Raw genomic sequence first — 12,966 nt, forward strand, 5'->3', positions numbered from 1 at the left:
TGCCCCCGTCGCTCACCGCGTTGGGGGGAAGGTTCACATGGCTCAATTCTCAATGGAAATTATGCGCCTAACCGGCTCAGTTCTGCGTGGAAACCAACAATTGGTGAAAAGCCGAAGCCTGTTCCAACTGGCTGCGCTGCGTTTCCGACGAAACAAAGCTGCCATGGCGGGCTCCATCATGCTCCTGCTGATTACGCTTTTCTCATTCATCGGTCCGCATTTCCTCACACATACCTACGATCAGGTGTTTTCGTCCTATGTCTCCGTCGCTCCAAGCCTTGAGCCACGCCCGGATGTGAACAACCTTCAGGGCGTGATGGAGGGCGTTGCCAGCCGGGCGCGCGTGGAGCTGAAGGAATTCTCCGTCGAAGGACAAACCTTCACGGCAACCGTCACCTCCAGCAGCCCGATTGACCCGCGCACGACACGCTATTTCGATCGCGCCAACGAATTCGAAAACACGAAGGTCGTCGCCACCGAAGATGAGGGGCGAACACTGAAGCTGGAAGGCGACGTAAACCGCGAATACTTCCTCTTCGGCACGGATTCGAACGGTCGCGACATGCTGGCTCGCGTGATGCTGGGGGGACAAATCTCAATCGCCGTTGGTGTTCTCGCCAGCCTGGTTTCGCTCGGAATCGGCGTTCTTTACGGCGCAACTGCGGGATATATCGGGGGGCGTGTCGACAATGTGATGATGCGTTTCGTCGAAATCCTCTATTCGCTGCCCTTTGTCTTTCTGGTGGTCGTTCTGGTGGTCTTTTTCGGCCGCAGCTTCATCCTGATCTTCCTGGTCATCGGTGCGGTGGAATGGCTGGATATGGCGCGTATCGTCCGCGGTCAGACGCTTGCCCTGAAACGGCGGGAATTTGTGGGCGCCGCACAGGCTTTGGGTTTGAGCGACTGGCAGATCATCCGCCGTCACATCATCCCGAATACGATCGGGCCCGTCGTCGTGTTCGTCACGGTTGTCGTGCCCAAAGTCATTCTTCTGGAAAGCTTCCTCTCCTTCCTCGGTCTTGGCGTGCAGGCGCCGCTTACGAGCTGGGGTGCGCTGATTTCCGAAGGTGCCAACAATATCCAATCGGCCCCCTGGCTACTGATATTTCCGGCGATCTTTTTCGTACTGACCCTGTTTTCGCTCAATTTTGTGGGTGACGGGTTGCGTGATGCACTCGATCCCAAGGATCGTTGACATGAATACGACATCTGAAACCATCCTCACCGTCCGTAATCTCAAGGTCGATTTCGCAACGCCGGACGGCACGGTGAAGGCCGTCAAGGGCATCGATCTTGACGTCAAGCAGGGCGAAACGCTTGCCGTCGTCGGAGAATCCGGTTCCGGCAAAAGCCAGACCATGATGGGCATCATGGGGTTGCTAGCATCCAACGGCGCTATTGAGGGCTCGGCAAAATATCGCGGACGGGAGCTGATCGGTCTGCCGGTCGGCGAGCTGAACAATATCCGGGGTGCGAAAATCACCATGATTTTCCAGGAGCCGATGACCTCGCTCGATCCTCTCTACAGGATCGGCGCGCAAATCGCCGAACCGATCCTCCACCACAGGGGCGGCAGCAAAAAAGAGGCGCGCGCCCGCGTTCTCGAACTGCTGAAGCTCGTGGGAATTCCCGATCCGGAGCGGCGCATAGACAGCTATCCCCACGAACTTTCCGGTGGCCAGCGCCAGCGCGTCATGATCGCCATGGCTCTCGCGAATGAACCGGACATTCTGATTGCGGATGAGCCGACCACCGCGCTTGACGTGACGATCCAGGCGCAGATCCTCGACCTTCTGAAGTCGTTGCAACAACGCTTCGGCATGGCCATCGTCCTGATCACGCACGATCTCGGCGTGGTCCGCCATTTTGCCAATCGTGTGGCCGTCATGCGCCGTGGGGAGATTGTCGAGTCCGGTACGACGGAAGATATCTTCGATCGCCCGCAGGCGGATTACACCAGGATGCTTCTCGATGCCGAGCCCAGCGGGCACAAGCCGGCCATTAGTGCAGAGGCGCCGGTCGTCCTCTCCGGCCAGGGCGTGACGATCGATTATACAATTCCCGGTGGCTTCTTGTCGAAGTCTCGCAGGTTTCGAGCCGTCGACGGCGTCAATGTCAACCTTCACCAGGGACAGACCATAGGCATCGTCGGTGAATCCGGATCAGGCAAGTCCACGCTCGGTCGTGCGCTTCTGCGTCTAATCGTGGCAGATGGCCGCATTTTCTTCGACGGGAGGGAAATTACCGGACTTGATCGGAAGGCAATGCGGCCATTGCGGCGGCGTCTGCAGCTTGTGTTCCAGGACCCCTATGGCTCGCTTTCGCCAAGACAGACGGTCGGAGAGATCATCACGGAAGGCCTGTTTGTGCATGAGCAACGACTGAGCCGAGCGGAACGGGACAAGCGGGCAATAGAAGCACTGAAAGAAGTCGGTCTCGATCCCGCCGCTCGCAACCGTTACCCTCACGAGTTCTCGGGCGGACAACGTCAGCGTATCGCAATCGCCCGCGCGATCATCCTCAAACCGGATGTCGTCGTTCTCGACGAACCGACATCCGCACTGGACCGATCCGTTCAGGGACAGGTTATCGACCTGCTGCGGGATTTGCAGAAGACGCATGGCCTTTCTTACATCTTCATCAGCCACGACCTTTCTGTCATCAAGGCGATTTCGGATTACGTCATCGTCATGAGAAACGGGAAGATTGTGGAGGAAGGAGAAACGGATACCATATTCAGCAGTCCGACGGCTGAATATACTGAAACACTCATCAAATCTGCTTTCTCGGTGGAAGCGGCACCATAGATTATCGCACGGCCGCGGCAGGCCTTCTCTGGCCCTGAATCACTTCAAAAGAGCGGCAACGTTATGGAGCCAGGGCTAGTTGCTCCTATTTCCCTCCGAATCCGTCCGTCGCTCAGGATACTGCTCTGACTAGCTTTTCGTGCGCATGTCAGCGCAGCGGCAAGCGATGGCCGCCGTATTGCAATAAATTTCACATAGAAAAATAAAATTCAAACGGCATTGACGGCCGCTCGGTTTCCGGCTATCCCAATTCACATGCAATAAATTACATCGAATAAAATTTATTGCGGACTAAGTCATTGTCCTTGGGAGGGGAATATGTTGGCTTTTCTGAAATCGACCGCTGCCGCGGGTGTTTTAGCCGTGGCGATTGCCGCTGGTGCCGGTTCGCAGGCCGCCGCTGCGGGCAAATTTGCCTGCGAGCCGGGTGAGACCTATGTGATGAACGTCATGGTTTCCAGCCACCCCTATTGGGTGCCGGTCTTCGAGGGGTTCAAGCAGGCCGCAAAGGCGCTCGGCTGCGAGGCCGTTTTCACCGGCACCCCGGAATATGACATCACCAAGCAGATCGCATCTTTCGAGCAGGAGCTGGTGAAGAAGCCGAAGGGCATCCTGCTGCACCCGATGCAGGCCGATCCATTTATTGAACCGATCAACAAGGCGATCGGCTCGGGCGTTTCGGTGACGACTTTTGCGGCGGATTCTCCGAAGTCGAAGCGTACCGCCTACATCACCTCTGACAATGTCGCCGAGGCGAAATTCGCGGCCGATGAAATCGTCAAGAAACTCGGCGAAAAAGGCGAATATGCCGTTCTGGAAAATCCCGGACAGAGCAACCACGATCTGCGCGTCACCGCCCTCATCGACTATATGGGGCGCACCTATCCGCAGATGAAGCTCGTCGGCCGCCAGGCGACCAATCAGGATGCGAATGTCGCCTATCAGGCGGTTGGCGCCCTGCTGCAGGCCAATCCAAATCTCGGAGCACTATGGATACCCGAGGCCGGTTCGGCTGAAGGCGCGACCACCGCCGTTCTCGAGGCAAAAAAGAAGGTCCTGATCCTGCATGCGGATATCACACCTGCAACGCTGGAACATATCAAGCAGGGCAATATCTACATGTCCATCAATCCCAATCAGGGTGTTCAGGGCTTCATGGGTTTCATGAACACGTTTCTGGGCGCCCATTCGGACCTGATCGACCCGTTCAACGACTACAAGGTTTCCGGCTTCAATCCGATGCAGGTTCCTTCGATGGACAATGGTTTCGCTGTCATCACCAAGGCGAACGCCGCTTCCTTCGATCTCAACGACTATATGAAGGGGCGCTGACGCGTCGCTCTGGACCCGGCGAGGTTTCTCGCCGGCCACAAGGGGAAGCAGGTTCGGGAGGGCGTTATGGGTGAGGTCATCCTCAGCATGACGAATATTCACAAGGCGTTCGGCCCCGTGCGGGCGCTGCGCAATGCGGCGCTTGAGTTGCGACGCGGCGAGATCCATGCGCTGGCGGGTGAAAACGGCGCCGGCAAGTCGACGCTGATGCATATCATCGACGGTATTCTGCAGCCGGATGGCGGGGAAATCGTGCTGGATGGCCAACCGGTCAAGATATCCTCGCCCAATGCGGCGAACCGGCTCGGCATCGGTTTCGTGCATCAGGAAATCGCGCTCTGCCCGGAGATTTCGGTCGCCGAGAACATGTTTATGTCGCAGACGGGTCAGAGCCGCTCCTGGTTCATGAACTATCGCGATCTCGAAAAGCGGGCGGCAATTGTGCTGCGGGAAATCGGTGATATCGATCCCAGCCGCCGGGCCGGCGACCTGTCGATTTCGCAACAGCAGATCGTCGAAATCGCAAAGGCGCTGACACTCGATTGCCGTATCCTGATCCTCGACGAGCCGACGGCGGCTTTGACCGAAACCGAAGCGCAGACGCTTTTCAGGATCATGCACCGGCTGGCGGAACGAGGCATCGCCATCATCTATATCTCGCATCGTATGGCCGAGATTTTCGAACATTGCGACCGCATCACGGTTATGCGCGACGGCTGCCATATCAGGACGGAGAATATTGCCGATATTTCCCCCGAGGAGGTCGTCAACAGCATGGTGGGACGGGTTCTCGACAAGCTCTATCCGCCAAAACTTTCGGACGATGAAAAATCGGACGACGTCATTCTCTCGGTTCGGGGCCTGAATGAAGGAAAGCGGGTTTTCGATGTCAATTTCGATCTGCACCGCGGCGAAATCCTGGGGCTTGCCGGGCTGATCGGTGCGGGAAGAAGCGAGATCGCCCGCGCCGTTTGCCGGCTGGAGGGTAAGCCGAGAGGCGAGGTTACGCTGCGCGGCCGGACGCTGAGGCTCAAGGATTATCGCGACAGCATCCGCGAGGGGCTGGTCTATCTGTCCGAGGATCGCAAGGGGGACGGGCTTTTCCTCAATATGTCCATCGCCTCGAATGTCTCCGCGCTCGATATCGGCAGGGTATCGAACGGCATGGGCTTCATCGAACGGCGCAAGGAAACGAAGCGCGCCGATGAGCTGGGACGCCGCCTGAAACTTCGGGCGAACAGCGTCGGCGATGCGGTATCGACGCTGAGCGGCGGCAACCAGCAGAAGGTGGCGCTGGCGAAGATGCTGTCGGTGGAGCCGGAGGTTATCTTTCTGGATGAACCGACACGCGGGGTGGATGTGGGGGCGAAGGCGGAAATCCATCGGCAGATCAGGGAACTGGCGCGTGAGGGGGTCGGTGTGGTCGTCATATCCTCGGAACTGCCGGAACTGATCGGCGTCAGCGACCGCGTGCTGGTCGTACGCGAAGGTCGGATTACGGGTGAGGTCGAGGGCGACGACATGACGGAGGAAAAGATCATGCAGCTCGCATCGATCAACATTTTGCATAGCCCGGAAAGGGCCTGAGGGAGCGGGAAAATGGCAACATCGGAAACACCTTCGGGCATAGCTGAGACGGCGGTTCGCCGCACTGCCTGGTGGGAGCCGGCGCTCAAGGCGCGGGAAACCGGGCTGATCGTCATCATCCTCGCGCTTTTTGCGGTGATGTCCTTCATATCTCCGTATTTCCTGACCGTGGACAATCTGCGGGCCATGGCCATGGTCTTCGCCATCGAAAGCATCGTCGTGGTGGGCATGACGATCCTGCTGATCTCTGGCGGTATCGACCTTTCGGTCGGCTCCGTCACCGCACTTGCGATGGTGGCGGCTGGCTGGCTGTTCCTCAACGGCGTCGACCCATGGGTGGCGGCGGGGCTGGCGATCTGCCTTACGACCTTGATCGGCATGGCCATGGGATTCCTGACGACGGTGATCGGTCTGCATCATTTCATCGTGTCGCTGGGCGTCATGGTGATTGCGCGCGGTGTGTGCCTGCTGGCGACGGGTGGGCGCCCGCTCGGCCTCTATTCCCTGCCGCCGGAATTCAAGTTCATCGGTCAGGGCGCGCTTGGCGGCATTCCGCTGGTGCTGATCATCTTCGCGGTGGTGGTAGTTGCTTTCGATCTGCTGCTGCGGCGAACGACCGCCTTCCGCAAGGTGTTCTATACCGGCAGCAATCCGAAGGCCGCGGCCTATTCCGGTATCCGCGTCGGCCGGGTGGTGTTTGCCACAACCACGCTTTGTTCGATGCTGTGCGGCGTTGCAGGCGTTATCTACATGGCCCGCTTCGGCTCTGCCCAGCCCAGCTTCGGCGTCGGCATGGAACTTAACGTGATTGCGGCGGCGGTCATCGGCGGCGCGAGCCTTTCGGGCGGCTCGGGCACCATTCTCGGCGCGATCCTTGGGGCGATCCTTCTTTCGGTGGTTTCCAGTTCGCTTGCCTTGCTCAATGTGTCTGTCTACTGGCAGGACATCATCAGGGGCAGCATATTGCTGACTGCGGTCCTGTTCGACCACTATCTGGTCAGGCGCCGCCGTTGAACGCCCTTCGCTCGCCCGAGGGTAACTGGAGAAAGACGACCATGCTGGATATCAAGGACGATTTCGATCAACAGAGACAGATGTATTCCGTCCTGGTGCTGCATTTCATCGAGGGTGTGAAGCAGTCGGAAATCGCCGAGCGGGTCAATCTTTCCCATACCAAGGTAAACCGCATGATTGCGGCCGGCCGCAAGGCGGGCATGGTGAAGATCACCATCGCCAGTCCCTATCAGAGGCTGGTGGACCTCGAAAACGAGATCACCCGCCGTTTCGGCCTCAGGCAGTCGGTGGTGACGCCGACGGTCTCCGATAATCCGGAAACCGCCTTGCAGATGGTGGGTCGCGTGGCTGCCAACCACTTGCTGGAGACCATTCGTGACGGCGATGTGATCGCGATTACCGGCGGCAAGGCGGTGAGTGCCGTTGTCGACAATCTGGAGGCGGAGCGTCGTTTCGATGTGCGGGTGGTGCCGCTGACCGGCGGTGTGCAGGGCAAGCACTATACGGATGTCAATCATCTCGCCACGCAACTGGCGGAGAAACTCGGCGGCAGCGCATCGCTCGTTCATGCGCCGCTGTTTGCCGAGGATGAGGAACAGCGCGATCTGCTGATGAATGTCGCATCGATACGCGAAGTCTTCGATCTGGCCCGACAGGCGCAGGTGGCGCTGGTCGGTATCGGCTCCGTGGAGGCTCCGGGCTCCGGCTATTACGATCTTCTGCCGGATGCGGCCCGCGGCGGGCAGGCGCTGGTGGATGCGGGGATTGCCGGCGAGTTTCTCGCCCATCTCACCATGGCGGACGGACAGCTGGCGCGCATCGATCTCAACTCGCGCGTGGTGGCGCTGGACCCCGGGCAGCTTGCCCGGTGCCCGAATATCATCGGTGTGGCGGCGGGCGCCATCAAGGCCGGACCGGTGGCGGCCACGCTTGCCGGCCGCTATCTGACCTCGCTCGTCGTTGATGAGGCGATAGCCGGCTATTTATTGGATCATGAAGGAGGGGAGACCTCGTGACGGACAATGCAATATTCACCCGGACGATTGGCAGAAGCGGCATTAACGCATCCGCCGTGGGGCTTGGCACCTGGGCCATCGGCGGCTGGATGTGGGGCGGCACCGACGAGCGGCAATCCATTGCCGCCATCCAGGCCTCCATCGATGCCGGCATTTCCCTGATCGACACCGCACCGGCCTATGGCATGGGGCTTGCGGAAACCATCGTCGGCAAGGCCATTGCCGGGAGGCGCGATAGGGTGGTGCTGGTCAGCAAATGCGGGCTCGTCTGGCATGTGAATGAGGGTGCCTATTTCTTCCATCAGGATGGCAAGCCCGTTCACCGTTACCTCGGTGCCGCTTCCATCCGGCATGAGGTCGAAGAGAGCCTGAAACGGCTCGGAACCGACTATATCGATCATTACGTGACCCATTGGCAGGACGCCACGACGCCGATTGCCGAAACGGTCGAGGCTCTGGTGCGGCTGAAGGAAGAGGGGAAAATCCGCTCCATCGGGGCAAGCAACGTCTCACCCGGCGATCTCGAAGCCTATATCGCCACCGGCGCGCTGGATGCCATTCAGGAAGAATATTCCATGGTGAAGCGCGATATCGAGACGACGCTGCTGCCGCTTTGCCGAAAGAATGATGTCTCGGTCCTCAGCTATTCATCGCTGGCGCTCGGTCTTCTCTCGGGCAAGGTCGGGCCTGAACGGGTCTTTGCGGACGACGACCAGCGCCACGGCAACCCGCGCTTCAGCCAGGCGAACCGTCAAAAGATTGCGCGGTTGATGGGCGTGCTGGAACCGGTGGCGGTCGCCCACGGGGCTTCGGTCGCGCAGGTGGTGATCGCCTGGACGATTGCACAGCCGGGCATAACATTCTCGCTCTGCGGCGCGCGCGATCCGGCTCAGGCGGTTGAAAACGCCGCAGCGGCACGTCTTCGCCTTACGCAGAATGAGCTGGCACTCATCAGCGCCGGTGTCGCGGAGCATCTTGTGGGGCTCGATAGCTGATTATGTAGGAGACGGGACTTCAGGCGAACAGCGCATCATTTTCGTCCCGTCTCTCACGTCGCTTTAAACGGTCAACAACATTGGGACGCTGGTCATCAGCCAGCGAACGGTACTTCTATGCCCAGTTTTCGCGAGGACGCTTTGCGCCGCATCCGGCTCGATGGTGATTTCGATGCCATCGTTATCGGCGGCGGCATCAACGGAATTGCCGCCTATCGCGATCTCGCCTTGCAGGGGCTGCGGGTGCTGCTGGTGGAGCGCAACGATTTCTCCTCCGGTTGCAGCGCGGCACCCTCGCGCATGATCCATGGCGGCCTGCGTTATCTCGAAAACGGTGAATTCGGCCTCGTGGCAGAGTCTTTGCGGGAGCGGGATGCGCTTCTCAGGCTCGCGCCGCATATGGTTCATCCGCTGCCGACCACGATCCCGATCTTTTCGACTTTCAGCGGCCTGTTCAATGCGGCGGCAACCTTTGCCGGTTCCGGTGGAAAACCCGCAAGCCGGGGCGCGCTCGCCATCAAGGCGGGTCTATTGCTCTATGATTTCGTCACCCGCAAAAACCGCATCCTGCCCCGTCACGCCTTTCGCGGTGCGCCCGGGACTTTGCAGCATTGGCCGGATTTGACACCGGAGATCAGATATTCGGCCACCTATTACGATGCGTGGATCAGCCAGCCCGAACGGCTGGCTCTGGAACTTCTGATCGACACCCGTGCCGATGCGCCGCAAAGCATTGCGCTCAACTATGCGGAGCTTGTCCGTCTCGGTGACGAGTATCGTCTTCGACTGGAGGGCGTGGATGAAGCCCTGCCTATCCGCCCAAGGATCATCGTCAATGCGACCGGCGCCTGGATCGACGAGACGATTGGCGCGCTGGCTGCACCCCCGGCGGCGGAGACAGCAAAACCGACCGTCTCCGGAACCAAGGGATCGCATCTGATCATCGCCAACGAGGCGCTTTTGAAGGCCCTGAACGACCATATGATCTTCTTCGAGAATGACGATAATCGCGTTTGTATCCTCTTTCCCTATCTCGGCCGGGTTCTCGCAGGCTCGACCGACATCAAGGTGGATCGCCCCGAGCGGGTGCGCTGCGAGCCCGAGGAACGGGATTATATTCTGGACGCGATCCGGCAGGTCTTTCCGCAGATTGCCATTACCCATTCCGACATTGTTTTCAGTTTCAGCGGCATACGTCCGCTGCCGCGCAGCGATGCCGCCTTTACCGGAAGAATTTCTCGCAGCCATTTCATCCACCGCGTCGCGGGCGATCCGCCGCAGCTCTGCATGATCGGCGGCAAGTGGACCACTTTCAGGGCTTTCGGCGAACAGGTGACCGACGAGGTTCTGGCCTTTCTTGGCCGCAGACGGCTGACCGGCACCATGGACCGCCCGATCGGCGGCGGCAGGAATTTTCCCACCGGCGCCAGCAGCCTGCCCGCCTTGCTGTCGGAGGAGTTTTCGATTGCCGCAGACCGGGCGGAGCATCTGGCTCTGGCTTACGGCTCCCGTGCCTTCGATCTGATGGGTTTTTGCCGGGACCGTGCGGATGATGTGCGGCTTTCAGAAAAATCGCCGATCACGGCTGCGGAGGTGGTCTGGCTGATCCGCTTCGAACATGTCCGACACCTGACCGATCTTGTCCTGCGGCGCACGACGCTCGCCATCACCGGCGTCATCGATGCCGATCTGACCGACGCGATCCTCGCCGTTGCGACCCGCGAGCTTGGCTGGTCGGCCACCCAGGCGGCGGCGGAACGGCAGCGGCTTATCCATGAGCTGGAGACCTTTTATGGGGTCACGCCGGCAATGCTTCAACACAGATGCAAGGAGAATGCATGATGATGCGGATTTCGAAAAAGGCGCGCATGAACCGGCTGTTCCGCAATGGCGGTTGCCTGGATGTGGCCATCGATCACGGGGTTTGCAACGAACCGAGCTTCCTCATCGGGCTGGAGGATATGGCGCAGACCGTGGACAGGCTGGTCGAGGCCGGTCCCGATGCCATACAGATGGCCTATGGGCAGGCGGATCTGCTGCAGCAGAGGCCGGAGCGTGACAAGCCGGCCCTCGTCATGCGTATCGACATGGGTAACCCTTACAATTCCACGCGCCACAGAACCATGTGGTCGCAGCTCCAGAACCATCAGGACCCGATCATCGGTGCGCTGGAAATGGACGCCGCCTGCGTCGTCGTGAACCTGTTCATGCTGCCGGATGAGCCGGAGCTGTTTCGTCAATGCGTCGAAAACATAAGCCGTGTGCGGGCAGATTGCCATCGTTTCGGCATGCCGCTGATGATCGAGCCGCTGGTGATGCTGCCCAATGATGTCCGCGGCGGTTATCAGGTGGATGGCGACGCCGAAAAGATCGTCACGCTGGTGCGTCTTGCCTCGGAAATGGGAGCCGATATCATCAAGGCCGATCCGACCAGCGATCCGCATGATTTTCACAAGGTGATCGAAGCCGCGCGGTGCCCGGTGCTGGTGCGGGGCGGGGGGCGTGAGGACTTGCGTAACGTGCTTACGAAATCGGCGGCTCTTGTGGCCGAAGGTGCGAACGGGATGGTTTATGGGCGCAATATTTACCAGCACGACAATCCCAAGGCCGTCGTTGCGGCTTTGATGGCCATCATCCATCAGGGTGCGGGCGGTGAGGAAGCATGGGATATCTATAATCGTGGCTGATAAAAATCACATATTGGGTCTCGATGTCGGCAACACGGTCATCAAGGCCGTGCTGTTCGACACGGAAGGCCGGCAGGTTGCGCAACATGCCATCGACGGACAGTCGACATTCCCTGAGCCCCGCTATGTCGAGCGCGATCTCGAGGAGTTGTGGCGGAACGGCTGCGAGGCGATCCGCCAGCTTCTGGTGAAATCGTCCGTCGATCCCCGCAGCATCCTGGCCGTGGGCTGCGCCGGCCACGGCAACGGTCTTTACCTTCTGGACAAGGGCCAACAGCCTCTGATCGGCATCCAGTCGCTCGACAGCCGTGCCGCCGATGTGGCGGCCGAGCTTGACCGGAAAAGCGGAGCACAATTGCAGGCCCGTTGCCTACAGCGGCCATGGCCTGCGCAAACACCCAGCCTTCTGGCCTGGGTAAAGCGACATGCACCCGATCTTTATGCCCGGACCGGTACGGTCCTGTTCTGCAAGGATTTCGTCAATTTCCGCCTGACGGGGTGCCTTGCCAACGATATTTCCGATCTCAGCGGCGCGGGGCTGCTTGCCTTGCCGGAAGCGCGGCTCGACCGTGAGCTTCTGTCACTTTACGGTCTTGAGGACGCGTTCGCGTTTTTCCCCCGTCGCGTGGAATCGGCTGACATCGTCGGCCATGTGACGGGCGAGGCTGCGGCGATGACGGGGCTGTCCGAAGGCACGCCCGTCATCGGCGGTTTCTTCGATGTGGTCTCCAGCGCCATGGGGTCGGGGGTCATCAATGCCGGGGAAGCGTCCATCATCGCCGGCACCTGGAGCATCAATCAGGTTTTCGCGGACCGGCCGGTCATCAGTCCCGATGTCTTCATGGTCACCACCTTCGGCCGTGACCGCTATGTCAATATCGAATCCAGCGCCACCTCCGCCGCCAACCTCGAATGGTACGTGCACCGCGTTCGCGGCGATCATGGCGACCACGCCTTCGAACGATGCAACGAATTGGTTGGCTCCGTCTCACCCCGCGCCGACGATCCGTTCTTCCATCCGTTCATTTTCGGCTCGCGGCTGGGTGCGGAATTTCGCGGCGGCTTTTACGGCCTCGCGGGATGGCACGGCGAAGGTCACATGTTGCGGGCCCTGTTCGAAGGGGTGTGTTTCGAGCATCGCCGCCATATCGGCGTCCTGCGCGAAGCTGGGCTGCCGGTGGAAAGCGCCGTGATGTCCGGCGGCGGTTCCCGCAGCCAGCATTGGCCGCAGATCATGGCGGATGTTCTGGAAATTCCGCTGCGTGTCGCGGAGGCCCGCGAGACGGGCGCGCTCGGCGCGGCCATTGGCGCGGCCGTGGCGATTGGGCTTTATACTGATTATGAGGAGGCGGTTGCGGCGATGACACGGGTTGCAAATGCTTATCGGCCGGATGCTGGGCAAGTCTCGCACTATGGGCGGCGTTATAGTCTCTATACGGAGTTGATGGCACAGTTGCGCGGCTTCTGGAGCGCCTTACGCCTGACGCGAAGCTAAGAACCCGCGATTGCGGCGGTGGGCTCCGTGCAG

At 59.9% G+C, this 12,966-nt stretch carries 10 protein-coding genes; all 10 read left to right on the forward strand.

Features of this window, described 5'->3' with window-relative positions; genetic code table 11:
* Positions 1–61 precede the first annotated feature (61 nt).
* The 10 genes from ACQZ5K_RS26010 (at position 62) to ACQZ5K_RS26055 (ending at position 12,933) form a co-directional block, all read left to right on the forward strand.
* Positions 62–1,195, forward strand: coding sequence for an ABC transporter permease (locus tag ACQZ5K_RS26010; RefSeq protein WP_448741945.1), 1,134 nt, complete (start codon positions 62–64; stop codon positions 1,193–1,195).
* Position 1,196: 1 nt separating this feature from the next.
* The gene (locus tag ACQZ5K_RS26015) at positions 1,197–2,807 is read left to right on the forward strand and encodes an ABC transporter ATP-binding protein (protein ID WP_175422170.1); all 1,611 of its coding nucleotides are present in this window, start codon (positions 1,197–1,199) and stop codon (positions 2,805–2,807) included.
* A gap of 318 nt (positions 2,808–3,125) precedes the next feature.
* Entirely contained in the window at positions 3,126–4,139 is a 1,014-nt protein-coding gene (locus ACQZ5K_RS26020) for a substrate-binding domain-containing protein (RefSeq protein ID WP_448741928.1), read from the forward strand.
* 66 nt (positions 4,140–4,205) lie between these two features.
* The gene (locus ACQZ5K_RS26025) at positions 4,206–5,726 is read left to right on the forward strand and encodes a sugar ABC transporter ATP-binding protein (protein WP_448741929.1); all 1,521 of its coding nucleotides are present in this window, start codon (positions 4,206–4,208) and stop codon (positions 5,724–5,726) included.
* A gap of 12 nt (positions 5,727–5,738) precedes the next feature.
* Positions 5,739–6,740, forward strand: coding sequence for an ABC transporter permease (locus ACQZ5K_RS26030; protein WP_035264951.1), 1,002 nt, complete (start codon positions 5,739–5,741; stop codon positions 6,738–6,740).
* Positions 6,741–6,781: 41 nt separating this feature from the next.
* Complete coding sequence (locus ACQZ5K_RS26035) at positions 6,782–7,756, forward strand: sugar-binding transcriptional regulator (protein ID WP_448741930.1); 975 nt, start codon at positions 6,782–6,784, stop codon at positions 7,754–7,756.
* The gene (locus tag ACQZ5K_RS26040) at positions 7,753–8,751 is read left to right on the forward strand and encodes an aldo/keto reductase (protein ID WP_448741931.1); all 999 of its coding nucleotides are present in this window, start codon (positions 7,753–7,755) and stop codon (positions 8,749–8,751) included. The genes ACQZ5K_RS26035 and ACQZ5K_RS26040 overlap by 4 nt, the downstream gene beginning before the upstream one ends.
* Before the next feature lie 117 nt (positions 8,752–8,868).
* Complete coding sequence (locus ACQZ5K_RS26045) at positions 8,869–10,593, forward strand: glycerol-3-phosphate dehydrogenase/oxidase (RefSeq protein WP_448741932.1); 1,725 nt, start codon at positions 8,869–8,871, stop codon at positions 10,591–10,593.
* Between the two features lie 2 nt (positions 10,594–10,595).
* Entirely contained in the window at positions 10,596–11,438 is an 843-nt protein-coding gene (locus tag ACQZ5K_RS26050; protein WP_448741946.1) for a class I fructose-bisphosphate aldolase, read from the forward strand.
* Positions 11,431–12,933: an FGGY-family carbohydrate kinase gene (locus ACQZ5K_RS26055; RefSeq protein WP_448741933.1), complete on the forward strand. Its 1,503-nt coding sequence runs from the start codon at positions 11,431–11,433 to the stop codon at positions 12,931–12,933. The genes ACQZ5K_RS26050 and ACQZ5K_RS26055 overlap by 8 nt, the downstream gene beginning before the upstream one ends.
* Positions 12,934–12,966: the final 33 nt, after the last annotated feature.

The organism is Agrobacterium sp. 22-226-1, from assembly GCF_053522345.1.

Excerpts from the sequence above, each read along its gene's own strand:
- ACQZ5K_RS26045 (WP_448741932.1), top strand. The coding sequence starts at position 8,869 with ATGCCCAGTTTTCGCGAGGACGCTTTGCGCCGCATCCGGCTCGATGGT.
- ACQZ5K_RS26020 (WP_448741928.1), top strand. The coding sequence starts at position 3,126 with ATGTTGGCTTTTCTGAAATCGACCGCTGCCGCGGGTGTTTTAGCCGTG.
- ACQZ5K_RS26050 (WP_448741946.1), top strand. The coding sequence starts at position 10,596 with ATGCGGATTTCGAAAAAGGCGCGCATGAACCGGCTGTTCCGCAATGGC.
- ACQZ5K_RS26010 (WP_448741945.1), top strand. The coding sequence starts at position 62 with ATGCGCCTAACCGGCTCAGTTCTGCGTGGAAACCAACAATTGGTGAAA.
- ACQZ5K_RS26035 (WP_448741930.1), top strand. The coding sequence starts at position 6,782 with ATGCTGGATATCAAGGACGATTTCGATCAACAGAGACAGATGTATTCC.
- ACQZ5K_RS26030 (WP_035264951.1), top strand. The coding sequence starts at position 5,739 with ATGGCAACATCGGAAACACCTTCGGGCATAGCTGAGACGGCGGTTCGC.
- ACQZ5K_RS26015 (WP_175422170.1), top strand. The coding sequence starts at position 1,197 with ATGAATACGACATCTGAAACCATCCTCACCGTCCGTAATCTCAAGGTC.
- ACQZ5K_RS26025 (WP_448741929.1), top strand. The coding sequence starts at position 4,206 with ATGGGTGAGGTCATCCTCAGCATGACGAATATTCACAAGGCGTTCGGC.